At 71.7% G+C, this 25,997-nt stretch carries 17 protein-coding genes; 9 read left to right on the top strand and 8 right to left on the bottom strand.

What is annotated here, in order from left to right:
• The first annotated feature begins 57 nt into the window (after positions 1 to 57).
• On the top strand, positions 58 to 795 hold the full coding sequence (locus JNB50_RS19425; RefSeq protein WP_208041790.1) for a ferritin-like fold-containing protein: 738 nt from the start codon (positions 58 to 60) through the stop codon (positions 793 to 795).
• 223 nt (positions 796 to 1,018) lie between these two features.
• Here JNB50_RS19425 and JNB50_RS19420 read toward each other — a convergent pair whose 3' ends face one another.
• Entirely contained in the window at positions 1,019 to 1,321 is a 303-nt protein-coding gene (locus JNB50_RS19420; protein ID WP_208041789.1) for a hypothetical protein, read from the bottom strand.
• A 9-nt stretch (positions 1,322 to 1,330) separates the two neighbouring features.
• Complete coding sequence (locus JNB50_RS19415) at positions 1,331 to 1,555, bottom strand: DUF3107 domain-containing protein (protein ID WP_208041788.1); 225 nt, start codon at positions 1,553 to 1,555, stop codon at positions 1,331 to 1,333.
• A gap of 108 nt (positions 1,556 to 1,663) precedes the next feature.
• On the opposite strand from JNB50_RS19415, the gene JNB50_RS19410 reads away from it, so the two are divergent.
• The gene (locus tag JNB50_RS19410; RefSeq protein ID WP_208041787.1) at positions 1,664 to 4,768 is read left to right on the top strand and encodes an ATP-dependent DNA helicase; all 3,105 of its coding nucleotides are present in this window, start codon (positions 1,664 to 1,666) and stop codon (positions 4,766 to 4,768) included.
• A 13-nt stretch (positions 4,769 to 4,781) separates the two neighbouring features.
• Positions 4,782 to 8,108, top strand: coding sequence for an ATP-dependent DNA helicase (locus JNB50_RS19405; protein ID WP_208041786.1), 3,327 nt, complete (start codon positions 4,782 to 4,784; stop codon positions 8,106 to 8,108).
• A 101-nt stretch (positions 8,109 to 8,209) separates the two neighbouring features.
• On the opposite strand, the gene JNB50_RS19400 is transcribed toward JNB50_RS19405, so the two are convergent.
• Complete coding sequence (locus tag JNB50_RS19400; protein ID WP_208041785.1) at positions 8,210 to 9,259, bottom strand: phosphotransferase; 1,050 nt, start codon at positions 9,257 to 9,259, stop codon at positions 8,210 to 8,212.
• 80 nt (positions 9,260 to 9,339) lie between these two features.
• Between JNB50_RS19400 and nudC the strand changes: the two genes are divergently transcribed.
• Complete coding sequence (gene nudC, locus JNB50_RS19395; protein ID WP_208041784.1) at positions 9,340 to 10,362, top strand: NAD(+) diphosphatase; 1,023 nt, start codon at positions 9,340 to 9,342, stop codon at positions 10,360 to 10,362.
• The gene (locus JNB50_RS19390) at positions 10,359 to 12,119 is read left to right on the top strand and encodes an ATP-dependent helicase (protein WP_208041783.1); all 1,761 of its coding nucleotides are present in this window, start codon (positions 10,359 to 10,361) and stop codon (positions 12,117 to 12,119) included. The genes nudC and JNB50_RS19390 overlap by 4 nt, the downstream gene beginning before the upstream one ends.
• Here the strand turns inward: JNB50_RS19390 and JNB50_RS19385 are convergent.
• Both JNB50_RS19385 and JNB50_RS19380 read right to left on the bottom strand, forming a co-directional pair.
• The gene (locus tag JNB50_RS19385; RefSeq protein ID WP_208041782.1) at positions 12,001 to 12,939 is read right to left on the bottom strand and encodes a hypothetical protein; all 939 of its coding nucleotides are present in this window, start codon (positions 12,937 to 12,939) and stop codon (positions 12,001 to 12,003) included. The two genes, JNB50_RS19390 and JNB50_RS19385, sit on opposite strands and share 119 nt — an antisense overlap.
• A 95-nt stretch (positions 12,940 to 13,034) precedes the next feature.
• The gene (locus JNB50_RS19380; RefSeq protein ID WP_208041781.1) at positions 13,035 to 14,378 is read right to left on the bottom strand and encodes a zinc-dependent metalloprotease; all 1,344 of its coding nucleotides are present in this window, start codon (positions 14,376 to 14,378) and stop codon (positions 13,035 to 13,037) included.
• 156 nt (positions 14,379 to 14,534) lie between these two features.
• Here JNB50_RS19380 and JNB50_RS19375 point away from each other — a divergent pair, with 156 nt between their 5' ends.
• From JNB50_RS19375 to JNB50_RS19365, 3 genes are all read left to right on the top strand, one after another.
• A complete protein-coding gene (locus tag JNB50_RS19375; protein ID WP_208041780.1) occupies positions 14,535 to 15,674 on the top strand; it encodes a PDZ domain-containing protein in 1,140 nt (379 codons plus the stop codon).
• A gap of 132 nt (positions 15,675 to 15,806) precedes the next feature.
• A complete protein-coding gene (locus JNB50_RS19370) occupies positions 15,807 to 18,758 on the top strand; it encodes a UPF0182 family protein (RefSeq protein WP_208041779.1) in 2,952 nt (983 codons plus the stop codon).
• Between the two features lie 160 nt (positions 18,759 to 18,918).
• Positions 18,919 to 20,115, top strand: a complete 1,197-nt coding sequence (locus JNB50_RS19365) for an ROK family transcriptional regulator (RefSeq protein ID WP_208041778.1) — start codon at positions 18,919 to 18,921, stop codon at positions 20,113 to 20,115.
• Positions 20,116 to 20,142: 27 nt separating this feature from the next.
• Here the strand turns inward: JNB50_RS19365 and JNB50_RS19360 are convergent, their stop codons facing one another.
• Positions 20,143 to 21,282 (bottom strand): ROK family transcriptional regulator, encoded by a 1,140-nt coding sequence (locus JNB50_RS19360; RefSeq protein WP_208041777.1) that lies wholly within the window; start codon positions 21,280 to 21,282, stop codon positions 20,143 to 20,145.
• 47 nt (positions 21,283 to 21,329) lie between these two features.
• On the opposite strand from JNB50_RS19360, the gene JNB50_RS19355 reads away from it, so the two are divergent.
• Positions 21,330 to 21,860: an isochorismatase family protein gene (locus tag JNB50_RS19355; RefSeq protein WP_208041776.1), complete on the top strand. Its 531-nt coding sequence runs from the start codon at positions 21,330 to 21,332 to the stop codon at positions 21,858 to 21,860.
• 36 nt (positions 21,861 to 21,896) lie between these two features.
• Here the strand turns inward: JNB50_RS19355 and JNB50_RS19350 are convergent, their stop codons facing one another.
• The gene (locus tag JNB50_RS19350; RefSeq protein ID WP_208041775.1) at positions 21,897 to 25,304 is read right to left on the bottom strand and encodes an ATP-binding protein; all 3,408 of its coding nucleotides are present in this window, start codon (positions 25,302 to 25,304) and stop codon (positions 21,897 to 21,899) included.
• Positions 25,301 to 25,990 (bottom strand): DUF4194 domain-containing protein, encoded by a 690-nt coding sequence (locus JNB50_RS19345; RefSeq protein ID WP_208041774.1) that lies wholly within the window; start codon positions 25,988 to 25,990, stop codon positions 25,301 to 25,303. Before JNB50_RS19345 ends, JNB50_RS19350 begins: the two co-directional genes overlap by 4 nt.
• Between the last annotated feature and the right edge of the window lie 7 nt (positions 25,991 to 25,997).

Below are 25,997 nucleotides of genomic sequence, written 5' to 3'. Positions count from 1 at the left end.
CGATCCTGCGCCGACGGCACCACAAGCCTACTGGACGTCCCCGTTACACTGCTGTACGTGTCAACGTGGTTCACCAGACGCCGACCCGCGGTCGAGCTTCCCCGCCTCGCGCCGCGCGCCCCGCGGCCGCCGTCCGTGCGCGTCGACCTGCACGAGGTGATGCCCGACCTCCTGCCGTACCTGGGCCAGGCCGCCTACCTGCAGCTGGAGCAGTTCCAGACGCTTTCGCGCGTTGCGGCCGACACCGACGCGCCAGGTGCGCGGAGCGTCGACGCGCTGCGCGCCAAGGAGGCCGTCGCGGTCGCAGCCGGGCTGGCGCTCTCGAAGCACCACGGCATCGTGGCCGAGATCCGGCGTCGCGGCGACGAGCCCTCCGCCGTCATGCGGCCGTTCGCCGACGAGATCGAGGGCTTCCGCGCGCTGCTGATCGGCGCCGATTGGCGGGAGACCCTGCTCGCCGCCCTGATGGCGGGCGGTCTTCTCGACGACTTCTTCATCCGGCTGGCGGGCGGCCTCCCCGGAGACGTCGGCCCGCGCGTGGCCCAGCTGCTCGGCTCGGATTCCGGTCAGGAGGGATTGTTGGAGGTGCTGCGCGCCGAGATCGAGACGGATCCGCAGCTGGGCTCACGCCTGGCCATGTGGGGGCGCAGGCTGGTCGGCGACACGCTGCTGGTCGCGCGCTCCGCTCTGCACCTGTCGGGCAATCGCGCGGACGACGAGCGCATCGAGCCCATCTTCACCGAGCTGATCGCTGCGCACACGCGCCGGATGGACGCCCTGGGCCTGACGGCCTGATCGCTGTCGTCGGCAACGGAGGAGTTTCACCCCGAGACTGCTCCGGAAAGCGGCCAACGGAGGAGTTGCGGCCGATCTCGGCGCCGATCTCCTCCGTTAGCGACGCCCTTATGGCCGTAGGCAACGGAGGAGTTGCGGTCGCAACGGCCGCCGAACTCCTCCGTTAGCTGCCGATCGGGGGCCGCCGACGGCGGATGTCCTCCGTAGCCGACGGCGGGTCGTGTCAGCGGGCGACGGCGCCTTTGGCGAGCGTGTGCAGGAGCTTGTCGTCGTGGCTCGTGCGAACCCGCCCGATGACGAGGTCCGCGACCACGACGATCGCCGCGGTGCCGAGCAGCGTGATCCACCAGATCCAGCCGCCGTTCCACTTCAGTCCGGCCCAGGTGAGGGCGACCCAGAGGATGCACGCGACGCTCACCCCGAGGGCCGGGATGAGCACGGAGCCGTGCGTGTGACGGTTCGGCAGGAGGTACCGGGCGCCGAGGCCGAGGATGGCGCCGGCGAGCGCGACGAAGAGCAGTTCCACGCGAGGAATCTAGCCGACGAAGCCGATGCGGCGCGACTCCTCGGTGCCGACCTCGACGTACGCGATGCCGGCCGTCGGGACGATGTAGACGCGGCCCTTGTCGTCGGTGAGCTTGAGGATTCCGGTGCCGCTGGTGAGGCCGGCCTGGATCTGCTCGGTGAGCTCCTCGGCCGACTGGGCCGACTCGAAGCTGAGCTCGCGGGGGGCGTTGACGATTCCGATGCGGATCTCCACGGGATGTGCCTTTCGAATCAGACCGGCGGTTGCGAGTTCAGACTACGGCACGCGGCTCGCGGGGCTCGGTCGCGTTCTCTGTCGGCGGACGCCGATACCGTGAAGGACATGACAGCCCGAGGTTTCCGACCGCGCATCGACGATGCCGACCCGGTCCTCGAGCTCGACCCGGCGCAGCGCTGCGTGCTCGAGTTGCCGGACGGCGCGTCGGCCGCCGTGCTCGGCGCGCCGGGCACCGGCAAGACCTCCGTGCTCGTCGAGGCGATCGCCGAGCGCGTGCACGAACGCGGCTATTCGGCCGCGCAGGTGCTGGCGCTGAGCGCCTCCCGGGCCTCCGCGACGGCCCTCCGCGATCGCATCGCCCTGCGCCTGGGAGTGCCGACGCCCGGGCCGCTGGCGCGCACGGCCACCTCGCTCGCGTTCCAGCTGGTGGGAGACCAGGCGAAGCGCAACGGCTGGGAGCCGCCGCGGCTCTTGACCGGCGGCGACCAGGACCAGATCATCGCCGAGCTGCTGAACGGCCACCTGGAGGACGGCACCGGCCCGGCCTGGCCGGCTTCCCTCGGCCCGGAGGTCCGCATCCTGCGCGGCTTCCGCACCGAGCTCCGCGAGTTGATCGGCCGCTGCGCCGAGAGAGGCGTCTCCCCGGCGCGCCTGGCCGAACTCGGCGCCATCACCGGGCGTGACGAGTGGAGGGCGGCCTCGCGGTTCATCGCCGAGTACCAGACGGTGCTCGACAGCTTCCGCGGCGGCTACGTCGACTCCGCCGAGCTCATCGCGTCCGCCGTGTCGGTGGTGCGCGAGGGCAGTTCGCTCGACGGCGTGCGCGCCGTGTTCGTCGACGACCTGCAGGAGGCGACGGTCGCCACCATCGCGCTGCTGCGCGCCGTCGCGGCGCGCGGCGTCGCGGTGATCGCGTTCGGCGACCCCGATGTCGCCTCCACTACGTTCCGCGGCGCGGAGGTCTCCGCGCTCGGACAGCTCGGCACGCGCCTCGACGTCCCGGTCACCCGCATCGTCCTCGGCACGGCCCACCGGCAGACACCCGTGTTGCGGGAGCTGACCTCCCGCGTCACCGAGCGCATCGGTGCCGCCGCGGCGGGGGTGCACCGGGTGGCGGCTCCCGCGCGGCAACCCCAGGAGGACTCCGGGCCGGAGGTCCTGGTCGTGCGTGCGCCGTCCGCACCCGCCGAGGCGGCGCGACTGGCGCGCCTGCTGCGCGAGCGCCGGCTCATCGATGGCGTGCCATGGAGCAGCATGGCCGTCGTCGTGCGGTCCGGGGCGCACATCCCGGGCCTCGCGCGGTCGCTCGCGGTCGCCGAAGTGCCGACGACCACCAGCATCGCCGGGCGGCCGCTGCGCGACGACTACGCGGCGCGCCAGCTCGTCACCATCGCGGGCGTCGCCCTCGGCGCACAGCCCCTGACCCCGGAGGTCGCGACCGAACTGCTGATCGGGCCGTTCGGCGGCCTCGACGCGGTGAGCCTGCGACGGCTGCGCCTGGCGCTCCGGCAGGAGGAGCTCGCCGGGGACGGCAACCGCGCAGGTGACGACCTCCTGGTGGAGGCGCTGGCCGATCCCGCCCATCTGGCGACCATCGACTCGTCGCCGGCGCGGCGCGCGGCGCGGCTCGCGGAGACGCTGCGCGGCTGCCGACAGAAGGCCGCGGCCGGGGCGACCATCGAGGAGCTGCTCTGGCACGCGTGGGAGCGCAGCGGTCTGGCTTCGCGCTGGCTGGAGCAGTCGGAGCGGTCGGGGATCGTCGCGGACGAGGCCGACAGGCACCTCGACGGCGTCGTGGCGCTGTTCACCGCGGCCCGGCGCTTCGTCGAGCGGTCGCCGGAGCGCCCGGCCGCCGACTTCGTGGTCGAGCTGCTGGGCGCCGAGGTGCCGGAGGACACGCTCGCGGCGCGCACCACCGGCGATGCGGTCCTGGTGTGCACGCCGAGTGCGACGGTCGGGCGGGAGTTCGAGGTGGTCGCGGTCGCCGGACTCCAGGAGAGCGTGTGGCCGAATCTGCGGCTGCGCGGGTCGCTCCTGCACCCGCAGGAGCTCGACGACGCCCTCGCGGGGCGCCGTCCGGAGACCACGGACGAGCGCGCCGACGTGCTCGGTGACGAACTGCGGATGTTCGCCCTCGCCGTGTCCCGCGCGCGACGCCAGGTGGTGCTGACCGCGACGGCCAACGACGACGAGCAGCCGTCGCCGTTCCTGCGGCTCGCGGCCGGGCTCGCGGTCGATGACGACGACCCCGGCATCCACCCGCTGTCGCTGCGCGGCATGGTGGGCCGCCTGCGGCGCCGGCTGGTGACGACCGGCTCGCCCGACGCCGCCGACGCCCTCGCCCGCTTGGCGGAGGCCGGCGTGGAGGGCGCCGATCCCGCCGACTGGTACGGACTCGTCGAGCCGTCGACGACGGAGCCGCTCGTCGACCTGGACGACCCGGAGGCGATGGTGAAGGTGTCCCCGTCTCGCCTCGGCACGTTCGAGAAGTCGCCGCTGGTGTGGTTCATCGACGAGATGGCAGCGTCGCCGAGCGGTCTCGCAGCGGGCATCGGCACCGTGGTGCACGCCGTCCTGGAGGAGGCGAGCGAGACGGACGAGACCAGCGTCGACGTGCTCTGGGCCGGAATCGAACGCCGCTGGTCGCAACTGCAGTTCGAATCCCCCTGGATCGAGGAGCGCGAGCGCCGCCGCACGCGCGGGCTGGTCGCCGGCGTGTCGGAGTACCTCCGCGACTTCCAGCGCGCGGGCGGACGGCTGCTCGGATCGGAGGGGGCGTTCGAGCTCGACCTCGGACGGGCGCGGATCAGCGGCAAGATCGACCGCGTGGAGGAGACTCCCGACGGCGCCGTCGTGATCGTCGACCTGAAGACGGGCCGCACGGTGCCGAGCGCCGCAGAGACGGCCTCCCACGCCCAGCTCGGCGCCTACCAGCTCGCGCTCGAGCACGGTGCCGTCGAGGCGGGCGAACGGCCTCCCGGCGGTGCCAAGCTCCTCTTCGTCGCGAAGGGCGTGCGGGGCAAGGCGTATCGCGAGGTCGTCCAGGAGCGGGTCGACGAGGAGTCCTTGCGCCGGCTCGAGGAGCGGGTCGCCGCCGCCGCGGAGGGGATGGCGGGAGCGACCTTCGCCGGGGTCGTCGACCTCGGTGACCGGGATCCGCACGCGGCCTACGGGTACCGCATCCATCTGGTTCCGGCGGTCAGCGCATGAACGGGGTGCGGAGATGAACGACGACGGACTCCTCGATCTGGCAGACCAGTTCGGCATCGAAGGAACCGAGCCTGCGATCGACCTGGTCGAGCAGGCCTTCGCCGCGGCGGCCGCCGAGCAGGAGCCCGCGCGCCCGGCCCGTCGGCTGAGCGCCGCGGAGATCGCCGACGCGCTCGGCCTCCCGCGACCGACCGCGCAGCAGGAGGCCGTGATCGAGGCGCCGCTGGGGCCGGCCATCGTCGTGGCCGGGGCGGGCAGCGGCAAGACGGAGACGATGGCCAACCGGGTGGTCTGGCTGCTCGCCAACGGGCTCGTGCGGGTGCCGGAGATCCTCGGGCTGACCTTCACGCGCAAGGCCGCGGGCGAGCTGGCCGAGCGTGTGCGTCGACGCATCGAACAGCTGGCCGCCTCCGGTCTCAGCGACGTCGTGTTCGATCCGTTCGACGCCCCGGAGATCGCCACCTACAACGCGTTCGCCAATGCGATCTTTCGAGAGAACGCGCTGCTGATCGGGCGCGAGCCCGAGTCGGCCGTGCTCAGCGAGGCGTCGGCCTGGCAGCTCGCCCGGCGCGTCGTCGTCGCCAGCTCGGACGACCGGCTCGTCGAGCTCGACAAGAGCGTCGACGCGGTCACCACCGCCGTTCTCGAGCTCAGCAGGGCGCTGAGCGAGAACGTCGCAGAGGCGGCCGACGTGCACCGGATGGTCGAGGGCTTCGCTCGGCTGCTCGACCTGCCGACCGGCAGCGGCCGTGTGAAAGACGCCTACGCCTCCGTGCGGGCGGCCGTCGCCGCGGTGGGATCGCTGCCGCCGCTGCTCGACCTGGCGGAGCGGTTCGCCGACGAGAAGCGGCGGCGCGGCTTCGTCGAGTACTCCGACCAGGTCGCGCTCGCCCTGTCCGTGTGCGAGCGGATCCCGTCGGTGGTCGAGGACTACCGGCGCCGCTACCGCGTCGTGCTCCTCGACGAGTACCAGGACACCTCTGTGGTGCAGACCCGCCTCCTCGCCGCGCTGTTCGCGGGGGAGGCCGTCATGGCGGTCGGCGACCCGCACCAGTCGATCTACGGGTGGCGCGGTGCGAGCGCCGCCAACCTCGGCCGGTTCCCGCTCGACTTCGGCGGACACCGGGACGGTGCCGCGTCGTACGCGCTGAGCACCAGCTGGCGCAATCCGACGCGCGTGCTCGACGCGGCGAACACGCTCGTCGCACCGCTCTCGGCGGGTTCCCCGGTGCACGTCGAGCTGCTGCAACCCCGCCCCGGCGCGATCGCGGGGGAGCTCGACCACCTCTTCGGCCAGACCGTGGAGGACGAGGCGGCCGGCATCGCCGAATGGCTGCGCGAGCGGCTGGCCCAGCGCGATCGCACCGGTCTGCCGCCGTCCGCGGCGCTGCTCTGCCGCTCCATCAAGAAGATCGACGCGTTCACGGCCGCTCTCGCGGAGCGCGGCGTGCCATACCACGTGCTCGGTCTCGGCGGCCTCCTGGAGCAGCCCGTCGTCGCCGACCTGGTGAGCGCACTGCGGGTCATGCACGACCCGACGGCCGGATCCGAGCTGATCCGGTTGCTGACCGGGGCGCGCTGGCGCGTCGGCCCGCGCGACATCGCGGCGCTGCGCCGGGTGGCGAGCTGGCTCGCGGCGCGCGACCATCGCTTCCAGACCCTCGACCCGGAGGTGCGCGAACGGCTGCGCGGCTCCGTGGTCGCGGAGGAGTCGGCCTCGCTCGTCGACGCGCTCGACTTCGTCGTGGAGGCGCCGGACGGCCACGGTCAGCTGGCCGCGTTCACGGCCGTCGGGTTGGAGCGCCTCCGTGCGGCCGGGCGTCAGCTCGACCAGCTGCGCTCGCGCTCGGGCCTCGACCTCCTCGATCTCGTCACGCTCGTGCAGCAGGAACTCCGGCTCGACATCGAGGTCGCGGCGAACGAGTCGGCCCAGCTCGGGCAGGCCTCGCTCGATGCGTTCGCGGAGCAGGTGGCCTCCTATCTCGCCAGTGACGACCGGGCGACGCTCGGTTCGTTCCTGGCCTGGCTGGCCGAGGCCGAGCAGCGCGACAACCTCGCGCCGCGCAGTGAGGACGCCGAGCCAGGCACCGTGCAGATCCTCACCATCCACGGCGCCAAGGGCCTGGAGTGGGATGTCGTGGCGGTGCCGCGGATGGTCGACGGCGAGTTGCCGGGACCACCGCAGAGCAAGCGCGGCTGGCTGGCGTTCGGTCAGCTGCCCAACGAGTTCCGGGGCGACTCCGCCGAGCTGCCCGTGCTCCCGTGGCGCAATGCGGAGGACCAGAAGCAGGTCGACGAGGCGATCTCCGCCTTCGAGGCCGCCAACGTCAGCAGGCACCTCGATGAGCAGCGCCGACTGATCTACGTGGCCGTGACCCGGGCGCGCGAGAGCCTGCTGCTGAGCGGGTCCTACTGGTCGACCCAGTCGCGCCCGCGCGGCCCCGGCGCCTATCTGCTCGAGCTCCAGCAGGCCGGACTCCTGCCGGCAGACGCGTTCCCGCCGTGCGACGAGCCGGACGAGAACCCGCTCGCGCCCGAGTCGCGCACGGTGCTCTGGCCGCTCGACCCGCTCGGCCCGCGCCGGAACCGCGTGGAGGCCGCGGCCGAGGCCGTGCGTTCCGCGCGCGAGCGCGGCCCCGGCGACGGCGGGTTGTACGCCCTCGACGTCGACCTGCTGCTCGCCGAGCGTGCCCGCCGCGAGGCGGAGGACGGGCTCGTCGAGCTACCGACCCGCATCCCCGCCTCCCGATTCAAGGACTTCGTGAGCGACGCGGCCGGGGTGGCGGCGCAGCTGCGCCGGCCGATGCCCGAGCGGCCCTACCGACAGACCCGGCTCGGCACGCTCTTCCACCGTTGGGTCGAGGAGCGGTACGGCGTCCCAGGGGGGACGTCTGACGAGCTCGACGCGGCGGCGACCGAGCTGGACGATCCGGCAGGTGAACTCCTGGGAGCGGAGGCGCTGGCCGAGTTGCAGGCGACGTTCGCGGCGAGCGAGTGGGCGTCGAAGGCGCCGCAGGAGGTGGAGCTCGAGATCCACGTGACGCTGGCCGGTCAGGTCCTGGTCTGCAAGCTCGACGCCGTGTACGCGCTGAGCGGGGGCGACCACGACGTCCAGATCGTGGACTGGAAGACCGGCAAGGCTCCGCGCGACGACGACGATCTGGAACGCAAGCAACTGCAGCTCGCGCTCTACCGCCTCGCCTACGCCCGGCACGCGGGCATCGACCCGGCGCGGATCGACGCCGTGTTCTACTTCGTGGCGGACGACCGGGTCATCCGCCCGCACCGCCTGTACTCGGAGGCCGAGCTCGCCGCCCTGTGGGCGTCCGTAACGGGCTGACGCTCACTCGAAGGGCACGTTGTTGTCCCTTTCGGGCGCCGAAAGGGACAACAACGTGCCCCTCGGCGGCGGGGAGAGCGGGGAGAGCGGGGCAGGCGGGGTCAGCCGGCGGGGGAGTCGTCGACCGGGCGCATACCGCCCGGCCGGACGGAGGCGCGGTCGCCCGGAGTCCGGTCGAGCAGGGCCTCGACGTCGTCGACCGCCATGATCGGACCGGTCGCGGTCGACAGCGGGGTGACGGCGTTGCTGTGGACGCGATCCACCAGCCCGTCGAGCATCTGCACCGCGTCGTCCACGATGCTCTGGTCGCGCAGCTCGCGGCCGTGCAGCAGCCAACGGGCGACCTCCAGCTCGGCGTACAGCATCGCGCGCTGCGTGAACTGGCGGTCGGTGGCGACCTGACGTGCGGAGGCGTAGGCGACGAGCGCGCCGTCGGTGGCCTCCGGGTTCATCGCCAGCAGCCAGTGCAGGTCGCGGGCCGGATCGCCGACGCGCAGCGCTGACCAGCCCAGGACCGCGCTGACGGTCTCGCCGTCGACGAGGAACGAGTCGGCCGTCAGAGCGCCGTTGATCACCGTCGGCTGGAACTGCCAGATCGAGTGGTCGGCGACGGCGTCGCGCCAGCGCTCGCGCAGCGCGGCGGGCAGCTTGCCCGTCGAGGCGGCCGACTCGATGAGGGCGGCGGTCGACGACAGGGACTCGGCAGCCGAGAGCACAGGGAGGCCGGCCTCGCCGACGAAACTGGTGGGGAGGGTGTGGATGGCCGCGATGGCGTGGCCGATCGAACCGGCCAGCCCGTCGCCGGGCGGGATGTCCTCGACGGCGATGTGGTCGCCGGGGAGGAAGTCGTAGACGATCGCGCGCGTGCCGCCGACCGGGGTCTGACCGAGATAGTTCGGCACGTCGAACGGCAGCCGGCTGCGGATGCCGGTGGTGAGAGCGCGGAGGGCGACGAGGTCGGAGCTCTGCTCCGTCTCTGCCGCCTGTGTGAGCGGCACCCGCACGATGCAGGCGCTCCCGTCCGACGCGGTGAGCACGGCGGAGTCGAACTCGCCCGCTCCGTCGGCGGAGTAGCGCCGAGTACCGGTGACGGTGAGGTCGGGCACGGCCGAGCTGGCCAGCGCGGCTAGAGTGAGAGGGGATCTGGCCATGGACCTAGGCTAAATGGACTTCCGCGCGTGGGCAGTTCCGCCACGCCTTGCACGTCCGCTCCGTCCCCGAAGGGTTCTCGATGTCGTCCGCTCCGACGTCTGCTCTGCCGCTCGCCGCCCTCCCGCTCTCCCGTCACGCGATCGACCGCGATCACGCGGCCCGTTCCCGGCCGGCGCTGTTCGACGAACTGTGGGAGGAGCCGACGACGCGGGTCCTCGCCCTGTGGAATGGCCGTGCCCTGCTGACGCCGGAGAGCGTCGCCGCAGCGACGCCCTCCGCTGACGGCTGGAGTGCCCCGGACGCCGGGCCCGCCGCCCTCGACCTGCTCCCGGTCGAGCGGGTGACCGCGGCTCTGCTCCGCGTGTACCTCGGCCGCACGCTGGTCGATGTACCGGGCGAGCCGGCCGGGTCGGCGATCGTGCTGGAGGTGCTCACCGATGCCGCAGCAGGCGAGCTCGAGCCGGACGAGACGCGCTGGGGCAACCTGCGCACCGTGGCCACGGCGCTCAGCGACCGCGACGCCGGGCTCTTCACCGAGGCGCTCGCCATCGCGAACTGGCACGCCTCGCACACGCACTGCCCGCGCTGCGGAACGCCCACCGTGGTCGAGCAGGCGGGCTGGGTGCGGCGCTGCTTCGAAGACGGGTCCGAGGTGTTCCCCCGCACCGATCCCGCGGTCATCGTCACGGTGCTCGACGCCGACGACCGGCTGCTGCTCGGCTCGAACGCGATGTGGGAGCACTCCCGCTATTCGCTGCTCGCGGGCTTCGTGGAGCCGGGGGAGTCGTTCGAGTCCGCCGTCGAGCGCGAGATCTTCGAGGAGGCCGGCGTACGGGTCGTCGATGCGCGGTACAAGGGCTCGCAACCGTGGCCGTTCCCGGCCTCCGTCATGGTGGGCATGTCGGCGCGGCTCGCCGACGACCAGGCGCCCGCTGCTCTCACCCCCGACGGCGAGGAGATCCTCGACCTGCGCTGGTTCAGCCGGGACGAGCTGTGGGCGGCGCGCGAGCAGGTGATCCTGCCCGGCCGCTCCTCGATCGCGCGTGCCCTGATCGAGGACTGGTATGGCGGGTCGCTCGACGAGCCGCCGGTCGTCCCATGAACGCCGGCCTCCCGGCGAGCACGAGCAGCGCCTCTGGGCCCGAGGCGCTCCTGGCCGGCCTCGACGCCCAACAGCGCGTCGTCGCGGAGGCGCTCTTCGGCCCCGTGTGCGTCCTCGCCGGCGCGGGCACGGGCAAGACCCGGGCGATCACACACCGGATCGCGTACGGCGTCGCAACCGGCGCGTTCACCCCCAACCGCGTGATGGCGCTGACCTTTACCAACCGCGCTGCGGCGGAGCTCCGCGGGCGGCTCCGCCAGCTCGGTGCCGGCGGAGTGTCGGCGCGCACGTTCCACGCCGCCGCGCTGTCCCAGCTCAACTACTTCTGGCCGCAGGTCGTGGGCGGCCAGCTTCCGAGCGTGCTCGACGGCAAGGGCCGCGTCCTCGGCCGTGCCGCGGAGAAGCTGGGGCTGCGGGTGGATACCGCGACGCTGCGCGATGTGGCCGCAGAGATCGAGTGGCGCAAGGTCTCGAGCCTGAGTCTCGACGAGTACGCGACGGCTCTGGCCTCCCGCCCGCTGCCCGGAGCGCTCACCGCCGAGAAGCTCGTCGACCTCCACCGCACGTACGAGGAGCTCAAGGACGAGCGCAAGCAGATCGACTTCGAGGACGTGCTGCTCGTGTGCGCCGGCATGATCGAGACGGAGCCGTCGGTCGCGATGCAGGTGCGCGAGCAGTACCGGTACTTCGTCGTCGACGAGTACCAGGATGTCTCGCCGCTGCAGCACCAGCTCCTCGGGCTGTGGCTCGGCACCAGGCGCGACCTGTGCGTCGTGGGCGACGCGAGCCAGACCATCTACTCGTTCGCCGGCGCGCGCAGCGACTATCTGCTCGACTTCGAGCGAGAGCACGCCGGCGCGACCGTCGTCCGACTGGAGCAGAACTACCGGTCGGCCCCTCCGGTGATCGACACGGCGAACCGTCTGATGCGGGGGCGGTCGGGCGCGCTGACCCTCCACGCCGTCCACGAGACCCGCCCCGGCGACGAAGTGCCGCCGCCCGAGGCGTTCGAGGACGATCGCGCGGAGGCGCGCGCGGTGGCCGAGCGCATCGCGCAGGAACTCGGCGCCGGCGCCCGACCCGAGAGCATCGCCGTGCTCTATCGCGTCAACGTGCAGGCCGCGGCGCTCGAGCAGGCGCTCGGCGACCTCGGGATCAGCTATCAGCTGCGCGGATCGAAGCGGTTCTTCGACCTCCCGGAGGTGCGGCAGGCCGTCATGACCCTGCGCGCCGCGAGCGTGGCCGCGACCGACGAGCCGCTCTTCAAGTCGGTGAGCGACGTGCTGCGCACGCTCGGCTGGTCGGTGCGGCCCCCGGAGGGCCGTGGCGCCGTGCGCGAGCGGTGGGAGTCGCTCAACGCGATCATGGGTCTGGTCGACGAGATGCCGGAGGGGGCGACCTTCCGCCGGTTCACCGACGAGCTGATGGCACGACAGGCCGGCCAGCACGAACCCACGCTGTCGGCCGTCACTCTCGCCACGCTGCACGCGGCGAAAGGCCTGGAGTGGGACTCGGTGCACCTGGTCGGTCTGTCGGAGGGGCTCGTGCCGATCAGCTACGCGACCACGTTCGAGCAGGTCGACGAGGAGCGCAGGCTTCTCTACGTCGGCATCACCCGCGCGCGGCATCGGCTTCGGCTCAGCTGGGCACAGCGCGGCAGCCAGCCTGGTCGTCCGGTGTCGCGTCAGCCGTCGCGGTTCCTCGCCGAGCTCGCAGCGCCGCGCGCGGCGACGCGATCGGGAACGTCAGCGGAGTGAGGCACCCGCATTCGGGATGCGGCTCCCAGCCGAAGTCGCTCCAGCGCGCCGTGCCGGCGTCGTAGCGGGAGGCCGTGGCCGTAGCGCAGGGCGGCTCCGTCGCCGATTCTCCCGGTCTCGTGCGCCCGTCGAGCGCGGCGAGCACGACGGACGCCGCGGCCGACGCCACCGCCCCGCACACCAGCTCCGACTCGCCGGGCGCCGGGCGGGTGTGCAGCTGTGCGGCGAGGGCCGGCCACGCCGGGTCCTGGTCTCGCCGATGCAGATCGAGGCAGCGCAGGCACGCCGTCTCGCCCGGAAGCACCAGCGGGCCGACCGTCGCGCCGGCATCGCCGAACACGACGGCGAGGTGCGGGATGTCGCGACGCAGCCAGCGCTGGTGGCGGTGCGGGGCGACGGCGTATGACCCGATCACGATCGCGACGGCGGCGTCGTCCACGGCGGGGTCGTCCGCGTGGAGACCACTGCGGGCGTCGACCCCGGCCTCGCGCAGGAGGCCGAGGATCCGCGCCGCCGTCGGGCCGGTGCCGTCGAGCACGACGATCGCATCGCGCGCGGGGGCGTGATCGCCGTCGGTCTCGCGGGCGAGCACGGGTTCCAGCCGCGCCACCAGGGCGTCGGCGGCAGCCGGATCGGCTCCGGCGCTGCGCGCGATGAGCCGGAGGGCGCCGATCGCGACGCCGCCCGCCAGTGCGGAGACCATCCGTTCACCGGCGGCGTCGAGAGGGTCGAGGATGAGGCGCGGACGCTCCACGCCGAACTGGAGGGCGTGCGGCGAGCGCCACACGCGGGGGACCGCGGGATCGAGCTGGTAGACCATTCGCCCATCCTGGCGGGCGGAGGAATCGCGTTCCGAGTTATCCACAGCACGACGGCCGAGCCGCCTCCGTCCACAGGCGGCCGGAGGATGTGCGGTCAGTCCTCCGTCGGTCGCTCTCCGTCGCCGCGGAGCAGGTCCTCGAGCGCCTGGTCGAACTCGTCGCGCTCCGGCTCCTGCCCGGACGCCGCCGCGGTCAGCCGGGCGACGAGCGCCGACGGGTCGTCGAGGTCGGCGGCCTGGGGGAGGAGGTCGGGGTGCGACCACAGGTGATCGCGTGCCTCCTGGCCGACGGCGTCGGTGACGGCCTGCCACATCGCTGCAGCATCGCGGAGCCTGCGCGGGCGCAGCTCGAGACCGACCAGCGTGGCGAACGCGGACTCGGCGGGCCCGCCCGCCGCGCGGCGCCGCCGCACGGTCTCGGCGATGGCGTCGGCCTTGGGCAGGAGTCGCGTGGCGCCGGCGGTGACCACGTCGACCCAGCCCTCGACGAGGGCGAGCACGGTCTCCAGGCGCCCCAGCGCCTCCTGCTGCTCCTCGGTCTTGGGCGGGATGAGGGCGCCGGAGACCATCGCCTCGCGCAGCTCCTCGGGGTTCGCCGGGTCGAAGCTCTCGGCCAGCGACTCCAGGCGGTCGGTGTCGATCGTGATGCCGCGCGCGAACGCCGTGATCTGCGTGATGAGCTGCAGGCGCAGCCACTTGGCGTGCCGGAACAGCCGTGCGTGCGCGAGTTCGCGGACGGCCAGGTACAGCTGCACCTGGTCGAGCGGGATGTCGAGGCCGTCGCCGAACTCGGCCACGTTCTGGGGGATGAGTGCCGCCGCCCCGTCGGCGAGCAGGGGGATGCCGATGTCGCCTCCCGAGACGACCTCTTTGGAGAGCTGGCCGACCACCTGGCCGAGCTGCATCGCGAACAGCGCGCCGCCGACTGAGCGCATGACCTGGCCCGCGTTCTGGATCATGCCCTGCATCTCTTCCGGCGCCTGCTCGGTGAGAACGCGGGTGAGTGCGTCGGAGATGCTGAGGGCGACCGGTTCGGCCAGCTGCGTCCAGAGCGGCATGGTCTGCCGTGCCCACTCGGCGCGGCCGATGAGCTCGGGCGGTGTCGAGAGCCCGGCGACGGTCGTCGCCTCGTCGAGCCAGAGGGCGGCGACGTTGAAGGCCTGGTCGAGGGCCGAACGCTCGGCCGGGGTGACCGGATGCGCCCCCTCGCCGGCGAGCGTGCGGGCCTGCTGCGACGCCAGGTCCCAGTTGATGCCGCCTCCCGGGTTCAGGAGCGCGTTCTGCAGCTGGCCCAGCAGCTGCTGGATGGCGGCGGGATCGTTGGGCAGCCCCGCCGCCCCGGCGAGCTGGCTCGGGTCGATCGAGGAGTCGCCCGACAGGAACTCGCGGAGCATGTCCCGGAACTCGTCGTCCGGTTCCTTGTTCGGATCGTCGGCCATGGTGCGCCCCTCGTCTCGAATGGATTCCGCCGTTGATTACGGCTTTCCAGGCTTGGGATCTACGCTAGCCCGTGATCGTCGTGAGCCGGGTGAGAATCGGCTCGGGCTGCGCCGTGTGCTGTGCGCCCGTGGCGAACACGACCGAAGGGACTGCACGTGACGCTGTTCACCGACGACGGCCGGCCCGGACCGACGCCCGAGCGCGAGCGGGTGGCCCCCTCCCGCCGGGTCATCGTCGGATGGGTCTCGATCGGCGTCGCCGTCGTGCTCGCCCTCGTCCTCGCGCTGGCGCCTGCGCCGTTCGTGATCGAGCAGCCCGGACCGGTCTACAACACGCTCGGCACCGATCAGAAGGTGGGGTCGGAGCCGACTACCGGCGCCCAGCAGCTGATCACCATCCCCGGTCAGACGACCTATCCGACGGCGGGCTCCCTCGATCTGCTGACCGTGTCGGTCGTCGGCAACCCCGATCAGCGTCCGAGCTGGTTCGACATCATCACCGCCTGGTTCGACCCGAGCCGCGCCGTGCAGCCGATCGACGCCGTCTTCCCTCCTGGGACGACGACCGAGCAGTCCAACGCCGCGAACGCCGCGCTCATGGTCGACTCCCAGCAGGACGCCATCGCCGCGGCCCTCAACGAACTGGGTTACACCTTCCCGCAGCACGTGGAGGTCAAGCAGCTCATCCCGAACTCGCCGGCCGCGAAGGTCTTGAAGACCGGCGACCAGATCACGAGCGTCAACGGCACCGCCGTCTCCAGCGTCGGCGAGCTCCGCAGCGCCGTCTCGGCGAACGGCGCGGGCAAGGCGGCCGAGGTCGGGATCGTCCGCGACGGCGCCGCCTCGACGGTCTCGATCACGCCGGAGGAGACCCAGGGGCAGGTCGTCCTGGGAATCGGCGCCGGCATGGACTACACGTTCCCGTTCGAGGTCAACATCCAGCTGAACAACGTGGGCGGCCCGAGCGCCGGCCAGATGTTCGCCCTCGGAATCATCGACAAGCTGACACCGGGCCACCTCAACGGCGGAAAGAAGGTCGCCGGCACCGGCACCATCGACAACACGGGGACGATCGGTGCGATCGGCGGGATCCGGCAGAAGATGTTCGCGGCCCGCGACACCGGGGGAGCGAGCTACTTCCTCGCGCCCGCCTCGAACTGCGACGAGGTCACCGGACACATCCCGTCCGGCCTGCACGTCTTCGCCGTCAAGACGCTCGCCGACTCCCTCGCCGTGCTGAAGGCCGTGAGCAGCGGGTCGAGCACAGCCGGCCTCCCCACCTGTCCCGCCTCCTGAGTCGGCGCCGTCGCTCGCTGCGCGCGTCCATCCGGCGTTCGCCGTCCTCACCGCCGGGCCGCAGCGTTCTCCAAGCGACGGCCACCTAGGATGGTTCTCTGAGTCACCCCACGAGGAGCAAGAGGGCCACACGTGAGTTCAACCGCTGCAGTTCGACCCCCGGGACGCCGGCGGGCGGCCATCTGGATCACGCTGGGCGTGATCGTGGCGCTCGTCATCCTGTTCTTCGTCTTCGCGGGACTCTACGCCGACGTGCTGTGGTACCAGCAGGTCGGCTACCTCAACGTGCTCACCACCCAGTGGTTCGCGGGCGCAGCGATGTTCTTCATCGGGTTCTTCGCCATGGCCCTCCCGCTGTGGCTGGCCATCCAGCTCGCCTACCGGCTGCGGCCGGTCTACGCCAAGCTGAACACCCAGCTCGACCGGTACCAGCAGGTGATCGAGCCGCTCCGCCGGCTCGCGATGTACGGCATCCCCATCGTGTTCGGCATCTTCGCGGGCGTCTCGGCCGCGAGCAGGTGGCAGGCGGCGGCGATGTGGCTGAACGGCACGTCGTACGGCAAGACGGACCCGCTGTTCCACCTCGACATCGGCTTCTACCTCTTCGCGCTGCCGTTCTACCGCAGCGCCGTCGCCTTCGCGTCCGCCGTGGTGCTCATCGCACTGCTGGCGACCCTCGCAACCTGCTACCTCTACGGCTCCATCCGCTTCAGCGGCCGGGAGGTGCGCATCTCGCGTGCGGCGCGCGTGCAGATCGCGGTCATCGCCGCCCTCTACCTGCTGCTGCAGGGCGTCAGCATCTGGCTCGACCGCTACGCGACCGTGACCGACTCGAACGTCAACGACATGATCAACGGCGCCGCCTACACCGATGTGAACGCGTCCATCCCCGGCCGCGCCGTTCTCGCGGGCGCGGCGATCTTCGTCGCCGTGCTCTTCGCCCTCACCGCGTTCACGGGCCGCTGGCGCTTCCCGGTGGTCGGCACCGCGCTTCTCATCGTGGCGGCGCTGGTCGTCGGCGCGATCTATCCGTGGGTGGTGCAGCGCTTCCAGGTCGACCCGAGCCAGAAGAACTTGGAGACCCCGTACATCCAGGACTCGATCAACGCGACACGCGACGCGTACGGGCTCAGCGACATCCAGGTGATCCCCTACGACGCCACGACGAACGCGCAGGCCGGCGCGCTCCGCCAGGATGCGCAGACCACCGCTCAGATCCGCATCATGGACCCCGCGGTGATCAGCCCGTCGTTCCAGCAGCTCCAGCAGTTCCGGCAGTACTACTCGTTCCCGCGCAACCTCAACGTCGACCGCTACACGATCAACGGCAACGAGCAGGACGCGGTGGTCTCGGTGCGCGAGCTCAACCAGTCCGGTCTCACCAGCCGCAGCTGGTTCAACGACACCATCGTCTACACGCACGGCTACGGGATGGTCGCCGCGTACGGCAACCAGCGCTCCAGCGACGGCCAGCCCGTCTTCATGGAGTCGGGGATCCCGAGCACCGGCACACTCGGCACCTACGAGCCGCGGGTGTACTTCGGCCAGCAGTCGCCGACGTACTCGATCGTCGGCGCGCCGAAGGGCGCCAAGTCGGTGGAGCTCGACTACCCCGGCGGGAGCGATAACGCGCAGCAGACCTACACCACGTTCGCGGGCGACGGCGGTCCGAAGCTCGACAACATCTTCAAGCGGCTGGTCTACGCGCTGAAGTTCCAGGACGAGCAGATCGTCCTGTCGGACGCCGTCAACAGCGACTCGCAGATCCTCTACGACCGCGACCCGATCAAGCGCGTGCAGAAGGTGGCGCCCTACCTGACCCTCGACTCGCAGGCCTACCCCGCGGTCATCGACGGCCGCATCAAGTGGATCATCGACGCCTACACGACGAGCGACCAGTACCCGTACTCGCACGTCGGCAGCCTGAGCGACTCGATCGCGGACACCGAGACACCGAAGCCGGCCTACGCCTTCGACAACATCAACTACATCCGCAACTCGGTCAAGGCCACGGTCGACGCGTACGACGGCTCGGTCCAGCTGTACGCGTGGGACGCGAAGGACCCGGTGCTGAAGACCTGGGAGAAGATCTTCCCGACCACGGTCAAGCCGATCAGCGACATGAGCGCTCAGCTGCTGAGTCACGTGCGGTACCCGTCCGACCTGTTCAAGGTGCAGCGATCGGTGCTCGGCCAGTACCACGTCACCGACGCCGGGTCCTTCTACTCGCGCGACGACGCCTGGACGACCCCCAACGACCCGACCTCGTCGCCGTCGGATCCGACCCTGCAGCCGCCGTACTACCTCACGATGCAGATGCCCGGCCAGGAGAAGCCGTCGTTCTCGCTCTACACGACGTTCATCCCGCAGGCCGCGAGCGAGTCCAGCAGATCCATCCTCAAGGGCTATCTCGCGGTGGATGCGGATGCCGGTTCGGCGAAGGGGAAGAAAGCCGCCGGCTACGGCAAGCTCCGGCTCCTGTCCCTGCCGTCGAGCGACACCATACCCGGGCCGGGTCAGGTTCAGAACAACTTCAACTCCGACCCGACCGTGTCTCAGGAGCTGAACCTGCTGAGACAGGGTAAGACCGATGTGATCAACGGCAACCTGCTGACGCTGCCGGTCGGCGGCGGCCTGCTCTACGTCCAGCCCGTGTACGTGAAGTCGACCGGTGAGACGAGCTATCCGATCCTGCAGAAGGTGCTCGTGGCGTTCGGCGACAAGATCGCCTTCGAGGACACGCTCGACAAGGCATTGGACTCGTTGTTCGGCGGAGACTCTGGGGCGACTGCTGGCGACAACAACATCCCAGCGACAAGTGGAGGGGGAACCGGCGGAACGGGCTCAGGTTCGGGCACGGGCTCGGGAACCGGGGCGGGAACAGGTTCCGGTTCCACGACGGGCCAGAACAACGCCGCCCTGCAGCAGGCCCTTCAGAACGCCAAGCAGGCCCTCGCCGACCGCCAGGCCGCTCTGAAAGCGGGCGACTGGACGGCGTACGGTGCCGCGGATGCCCGCCTGCAGCAGGCGCTTCAGGACGCGATCGCCGCGGAGGGCACCGGATCGAGCTCCAGCTCGAAGTAGCAGCACGCCGCGAGCAGCCCGCACCGATTTCGGTGCGGGCTGCTCTCGTATGCTCGGGCGCCGTGCAAAGTTGTCGGCGCCCTATTGGAACATCGCGAACTCGGGAGAGTACCGGGCTGTCCACTTGTGCAAACTTTGATTGTCCACTTTACTAACAAACATGCTCGTCGACGAAGCGCGCCGCCCCTCCTTCCCTGAGCCCCGTCCGGCCGGAGCGGACGGGCCTCTGGTACCCGGGCGGGTGCTGCGTCCGCACTCCAAGGTTCTTCCCGAGCACGCGCGCAACCACAACCGCTCGCTCGTCCTGCAGTCGCTGTACCGCAACGGTCAGGCGAGCAGGGCGGACCTCGCGAGGGAGACCGGCCTCACCCGCGTCACCATCTCCGACCTGGTCGGCGAGCTGATCGCCGAGGGCCTGGTCGTCGAGGTCGGCCAGCGCGGCGACGCACGCCCGGGCAAGCCGGCCGTCCTCCTGGACGTCGACCGATCGGCCGCGCAGATCGTGGGAGTCGATCTCAGCGAGCACGCGGTCTTCCGCGGCGCCGTCCTCGACATCGACGGCCGCGTCCTGCGGAGCGCTGAGGTCGCCCTCGCCGGAAGCCGCGGCGAGGATGCGGTCGCGAAGGTGCTCGCGTTGGTGGACGAACTCGTGGAGTCCGCCACCGCGCCGATCCTCGGCATCGGGATCGGGTCCCCCGGAATCGTGGACGCGACCGGTACGGTCGTCGCCGCGCCCAACCTCGGATGGACCGACGAGCCTCTGCAGCGCACGATCGCCGAACGGACCGGCCTGGCGGTCTTCGTCGCGAACGACGCCAACGTCGCCGTGTTGGCCGAGCACGGTTTCGGCGACGCGCACGGCGACATGATGCTCGTCAAGGTCGGCCACGGCGTCGGATCCGGACTGCTCGTCGCCGGCGCGCTCGTGTTCGGCAGCCGGTTCGCCGCCGGCGAGATCGGCCAGGTCATGGTCGGCACCGACGACGGCTCCGAGGGGCCGTACGACCGCGAGAAGTGTCTCGAGGCCTGGGTCGCGGTGCCCCGCCTCGAGTCGAAGATCGCCGCGGAGGCGGTCGCCGGGCGTCCCGTCGAGCCGGTGCTCCGCGAGGCGGGCCAGCGGCTCGGTGTCGCCCTTGCGCCCATCGTCGGTGCCCTGAACCTCTCCGAGGTCGTGCTGAGCGGCCCGGAGGAACTGCTGTCAGGCGGGCTGATCGACGCCCTCGGCGAGACCCTCCGCAATCGAACGATGGCCGGATTCCACTCGGACGTGACGCTCCGGATGACCAGTCAGGGCAGGGACATCGTGCTGCGCGGCTGCGTGGTGATGGTGCTTTCCGCCCAGCTCGGCGTGTCCTGAGGACGGTGCTCGCCGGCTTCGGGTTCCTCAGCGCGCCCAGCTGACCCCGAGCGTCGACTGGAGGGCGTACTGGGCGGCACCGCGGAACGGCTGCTCCAGTGCGGTTTTGGCGTACCGGAAGCTGAGCGGCATCGCCGCCCGGACCGGATGCCGGGCCGCCTCCGCCCGCACGTGGCCGATGAAGTCTGCACCGAGCTTGGGCGCGGCGCCGCCGAGCACGATGTTGGGCACGTCGAGCGCTGCGCCCACCATCAGGAGGGCGCGGGCCAACGTCCTGGCGCCGGCGGCGATCCGCTCGCGCGACTCGGGGAGGGCGGCGAGGGCCGCGACGTCCACGGCCTCCAGGTCGGCGCCGTGGGGGAGTCCGAGGAGGCTGGTGACGGACACAACCTCTTCGAGACAACCGCGGTTGCCGCAGGCGCACACCGGGGCATCATCGCCGAACAGCACCGGGACGTGGCCGATCTCGCCTGCCCGATGGGAGGCGCCGGCCAGCACCGCGCCGTCGACGATCACCGCGGCGCCCACTCCGGTGCTGAGCGAGACGAACAGCTGGTTGGCGCCGAACTCGTCGGAGACCGCGTAGTCGGCGATCGCCTCGGCGTCCGCATCGTTGACGAGCCGCACCGGGGCGGACACGATCCCGGCGAGTTCCCGCCCCAGATCGACGTCGACCCAGCCGAGTTGCACGCTCTCCCTGATCAGGTCGCCGTCGGCGATGCCCGGCACCTGGATCCCCACGGCGGCGACCCGTGCTGTGGTCGCTGCGGCCAGCCTGCGCACGACCGAACGGACGTCGTCGAGCGTCGCCGTGGTCGTCGTGCGGTGCGCGATGCTCGTGACGACATCGCCCAGGAGGTCGACGACGGCCCCGCGGACGAGCCCCGGCTGCACGATCACCGACAGCAGGACGTTGTGCTCCGCATCGATGCGGAGTGTCGTGGCGCGCTTGCCGCCCGTGCTCTCGGCCAGCCGGCCCTCGATGACGAGTCCGTCCGCGATCAGACCGGCGAGCAGAGACGAGACGGTGGCGGAGGTCAGGCCCGTTCGACGGGCGATGGCGGCACGCGTGGCGAGCCCGTCGCCGGACAGCACCAGCTGCAGCGCCGTCGTCAGGTTGCGCTCGCGCACGGCGGACTGCGTCGCCTTGACGTGTTCGTCTGCCACAGTCCTCCCTCGAGACCCCCGGTTTACGACCCTAGCGAATGCGGCGCATGATGGAGCGCATGGGATACGGCCTCATCCTCGTCGACGTGCAGCGCGCCATGCTGGAAGGTCAGGACGCCATCGCCGGAGCAGCCGGCTTCCGCGACCTGCTCTCCGGCCTGCTGGACGCCGCCAGGGACGCCGACGCGGCGATCGTCCACGTCAAGAACGACGGCCGCGCCGGCGACCCGGACGAGCCGGGCACCCCCGGTTGGCAGCTGGTGTTCACGCCGTTGCCCGGTGAGCCGGTGATCCGCAAGGACGCGGCCAACGCCTTCGAGTCGAACCCTGCCCTCGCCGATGTGCTGCGGGCGATGGGCGTCGACACCGTCGTGGTCGCCGGGCTGCAGAGCGAGCACTGCGTCCAGGCCACCGCGGTCGGAGCGCTCGAACGCGGCTTCGACGTCATCGTCCCCGCCGGCGCCCACGCGACGTACGACGACGGCGAGCCGGCGGCCGACATCGTCGAGCGCGTCACGCTCGAGCTCGTGGCGGCGGGGGTGGAGGTGCCGGAACTCGACGAGCTGTCGTTCGACTGAGCTCCTCAGCGCGTCCGCGTCGTCCCGGTCAGCCCCTCATTCCGGCAGGAGGGCGAGCCGCTCGCCTTCCAACGCCTCGCGGATGCTGAGCGAGTAGATGCGCGAGAAGCCGGGCCTGGCCGGATCGCCGGTGATGTAGGCGACCGACTCGACATGCTCCTCGAAGGCGTTGACCTTGTCGCGCGGCGCGCCGACGATGAGCTGGAAGCCGAGCCCGCGGAAGGCCGCGAGGGCACGGCCCGTGTACTCGTTGTCGGCCTTCACGAAGCCCTCGTCGAGCACGATCGGCGCGTAGGTCGGGGTCGCGTCGGTACCGTCGCCCAGCCGATACCGCAGCGCGGCTCCGAGCACGAAGGCGATCAGCTCCTGGCCCTCGCCGCCCGACTTGCCCGCGACGCCTTCGTGGACGATCTGGGTGCCGTCGGCGCGCGTCTCGATCGCGCGGAACTGATAGTGCTCGCGCGCGTCGAGCACGCGCCGGCGCCAGGCCTCGCCCGCCCGCGATCGCTCCTCGAGCCGGGACAGGTCGCGCCGGAGGTCCAGGAAGTCGCGCTCGACCGTTGAAGCGTCCCTGCGGTCGGAGCCCGGCCGGTCGGAGGTGTGCCGGCGCAGCGTCCGCGTGAATTCGTGGAGGTCGCTGTTCGACACCGGGCGCGGCTCGATGTCGAGCGTGGAACCCTCGCGGAACTCGATTCCGCGGAGTGCGTTCGAGATCGGGCGCACCCCGCGCCGGATCGTGTGGCCGTCGTCCTCGATCTGGCGGAGCAGCGCGCGCAAACTGTCGCCCATGCTCGCCCCGGCTTTCACGAGCCAATCGGCCTTCGCCCGCGGCAGGTCGTCCTCGACCAGAGTGCGGTGGATGGCGAGAACGGCGGGCAGGCTGTCGATCGTGGCATCGATCTCCGCCGCCGGATCCAGGTCGCGGTAGCGTTCGAACGTGACCACGATCACCTCCGAGAGGTGCTCGACGCTCTGCTGGTGCGTGTCGATCTGGTCGCGCAGAGCCCCCAGCGCCTCGGCGTAGCGGCGATCGACGTCGGCCGACTGCTTCGGAGCCGCGAACGGGAGGGTCCCGAGCAACATGCGCTCGTCCGGGGTGAGCGGGGTGTTGCGTTCCAGCGCATCGGCGACGCTGTCCTCGATGTCGTTGAGGTCGGCGTGTTCCGCCTCGAGCTCGTCGAGCTTCGCCTGGATGGCGGCGGAGCGCTTCGCCGCCTCGATGCGGGCGCGGTCGTGCCGGTCCGCCTCGTCCTGGAGCGCCGCGGCCTCCGGGTTGTCGACGGCGACACGGGCGAGCCGATCGGTGAGCTCGGCGACGCGAGCCTCGTGGGGGACGAGCTCGATCGCGTCCCACTCGATGGCCCGGACCGTTGCGAGTGCCTCGCCGCGGCCACGCGCCGCACTGTGCTCGGCCTCCGCCCGATCCGATTCGGCCCGCGCCGCGCTCAGCTCGGCCTCCAGCTCGGCGATGCGCACCGCCAGCTCCTCGATGCGCGGGGCGTTGTCGAGTCCGATCCAGGACGCGGTCCGGCGGTCGTCCTTGATGACGCGACCTCGGGCGGCCGACCGCATGCCCGCGCGCGTCACTGCCGCCGAGATGCCGGCACCGCGGGGCGCATCGAGCTCGTCGGGCGACTCGACGCACAGCACGCTGCGGTCGCGGACGAGCTCGTCGTGGAGCCAGCCCCAGAACGGGCTGGCCTCGTCGAAGTGCAGCAGGGCGGGAACGGTCCGGTCGATCGGGTCGAGCTCGGGTGCGAGCCCGGCCGTCGCGGGCACGAGCACGACCCGCCCGCGCATGTCCGCGTCGTCGACGAACCGTCGGACCGCCGGGAAGCTGCGCTCGTCGACGATGAGGTGCGTCGCGGTCTCGCCGAGCACGGCCTCGACAGCGCGGCTCCAATCGCGGCGGCCGGGGGCCACCTCGAACAGCTCGCCCGTGTACGGCAGGCTGGCGGCAGGAAGCCCGACGGCCGCGGCGATGCGGCGCCGACGCTCGTCAGCGTCGGCGGGCACGTTGCTGCTGCGCTGCTCGTACGAGCGCTTCTCCTCGACGGCCGCCGCGACGGCCTTCTTGGCGGCGTCGACGCGGCCGGCGAGCTCGTAGCGCTGTGCCTTCTCATCGTCGTCGGACACGTTGGCGGCCAGGAGCGCCTCGGCCTGCTCTTGCAGCCGGGTGAGATGCTCGGCGGACTCCGGCGTGTCCAGGCCGGCCCGGGCGAACACCGCATCCGCCGCGGCCCGATCGCGTTTCTGGGCGAGCAGGAAGCGCTCGGCCGAGTCCAGCTCGCGGCGCAGGGCCACGGACGGGTCCCCGCCGAGGGCGCCCAGGCGTGCTTGCGCATCCTGCAGGGCACGGTGCGCCGCGGTCTCGTCGGACTCGGCCGTGCGGCGCAGAGCCTCCTGTTCGCGCTTGCGCTCGCGGACGGTGTCCACCTGTACTGACACCCAGTCGCGCACGTGCTCGGCGAGCCAGACGCGCAGCCGCGGGTCGTTCTCTCCCTCCGCGGCGCTCAGCAGCCGACGCTTGCCCGTCGCGTCGTCGCGCGCGGCGGCGAGCTGCTCGGCCAGCGCGGGGACGTCGGCCAGCACCTCCAGCTTGCGCCGGGTGGTCTCGAAGACGTCGTAGAGGGCGGAGGCCTCGCGGTAGCTGCTGAGCGTGGTCTCCCACCGGGACAGCGCGCGCGGCTCGGTCAGCACGAAGCTCTTGAACAGCTCGTCGATCGAGAAGACGCCCTTGGACGCCTGCGCGCGGCGCAGCAGGGTGAGCGCCTTCAGCTGCGACTCGTCGCTGCCGCCGATGCCGAGCTCTTCGCAGAGCCGCACCCGCAGCTCGGGCTGCGAGGAGGTCACGAGGTCGCGCTCGGGGTGCACCAGCCGGCCGAGGGAGGCGCGCGTGAGCGGCGACGAGCTCCCCGGCTCCTGCACCAGCTCGGTCAGTCGCGCAAGCGGGAACTCCCCGTGCGCAAGGAGGTAGACCGTCGCCGTGGTGACCTCGTCCTGCGTCGAGGTGTCCGGACCGATCCAGGCGAGGCGTGCCGCGGTGACCGTCTCGCCGAGTTCGGTGCGCCAGGTGATCGCGGCGCCGCTCGGAAAGGCGGTGCCGAGCGGGCGCAGGAAGTGCGTGGTCGTCGAGTCGGAGCCGGCGTCCTTCACCTCGTCGGTCTTTCCGCGCGCGTAGCTGTACACGGTCCGCTCGGAACGCTGCCGGGAGTCGTCCCGTGCTGCCCGGTTGAACTCTTGCGGGTTGGGCATGATGACCGCCGACATCGCGTCCAGCACGGTCGACTTGCCGCGCCCGGTCGGACCCAGGATGGCGATGCCGCCACGGCCGACGGGCATCCGGTGCAGGCCGTCGTATGCTCCCCAGTTGAGAAGCTGCACGAGCTCGATGCGGAACTGGCCGCGGCGGACCAGGCCGTCGTCCTCCGGCAGATCGTTCACTCGCCGTCCTCCTCTGCGGTGTCGGTGGTGTCGTCGGGCTCGTCGGGGTCTTCGTCGTCCGCGACGTCCTCGCCGGCGGCGGTGAGGAACGTCCGCTCCAGGTGCAGCAGCTGGTCCGTGCCGATCAGCGGCACCACGGCCGGTGACACCACGAGCAGGTCGGGGTCCTCGGGAGCGGGCGTCAGCAGCTCGAGCCGGTCGAGTGCGGCGATCGCGGCCTGCACACGCCGATCGGTGCGCACCTCGTCGTGCGCCGAGTCGGCCTGGAACCGGCTGAGGAACTCGGCGATGTGGTCGCGGCTCACCGTGACGGGCTCGTCCGTCGCGTCGGTGTACGCGTGCTCCTGCCGCAGCAGCACCAGCAGCAGGGACGCATCGCGCGAGAGGGGCTTCTCGCGCCGCAGGAGCACCGGCACGCCGTCCTCGCCGCTCTGCCTCTTGAACGCGACCTCGTGAGCGACGTCCAGGTGCAGCGTCAGGAACAGCTCGTCGAGCCGGGCACGGATGTCGGCCTCGTGGTCGAGCAGGCCGCGCCACGCCTCCTGGTGCGTGCCGCGCGTGATGAACCGGCTGGTCAGCAGGGTGACGAGGGCCAGCCGCGCCTCGCGGGGGAGGGGGTCGCCGACCAGTCGATCGCCGAAGGCGTCCGCGGCGGTCGCGCCGGCGTCCTCGCGTCCGTCTGTCACCAGTTCA

This window comes from Leifsonia sp. TF02-11, from assembly GCF_017565305.1.
GTDB lineage: Bacteria > Actinomycetota > Actinomycetes > Actinomycetales > Microbacteriaceae > Leifsonia.
Note: the sequence above shows the minus strand (reverse complement) of the source record. Positions and strands in the feature narration are given on the sequence as shown.

Coding starts and splice junctions, on each gene's coding strand:
- JNB50_RS19355 (WP_208041776.1), top strand. CDS start 21,330: ATGATGGAGCGCATGGGATACGGCCTCATCCTCGTCGACGTGCAGCGC.
- JNB50_RS19365 (WP_208041778.1), top strand. CDS start 18,919: ATGCTCGTCGACGAAGCGCGCCGCCCCTCCTTCCCTGAGCCCCGTCCG.
- JNB50_RS19405 (WP_208041786.1), top strand. CDS start 4,782: ATGAACGACGACGGACTCCTCGATCTGGCAGACCAGTTCGGCATCGAA.
- JNB50_RS19410 (WP_208041787.1), top strand. CDS start 1,664: ATGACAGCCCGAGGTTTCCGACCGCGCATCGACGATGCCGACCCGGTC.
- JNB50_RS19400 (WP_208041785.1), bottom strand. CDS start 9,259: ATGGCCAGATCCCCTCTCACTCTAGCCGCGCTGGCCAGCTCGGCCGTG.
- JNB50_RS19390 (WP_208041783.1), top strand. CDS start 10,359: ATGAACGCCGGCCTCCCGGCGAGCACGAGCAGCGCCTCTGGGCCCGAG.
- JNB50_RS19380 (WP_208041781.1), bottom strand. CDS start 14,378: ATGGCCGACGATCCGAACAAGGAACCGGACGACGAGTTCCGGGACATG.
- nudC (WP_208041784.1), top strand. CDS start 9,340: ATGTCGTCCGCTCCGACGTCTGCTCTGCCGCTCGCCGCCCTCCCGCTC.
- JNB50_RS19385 (WP_208041782.1), bottom strand. CDS start 12,939: ATGGTCTACCAGCTCGATCCCGCGGTCCCCCGCGTGTGGCGCTCGCCG.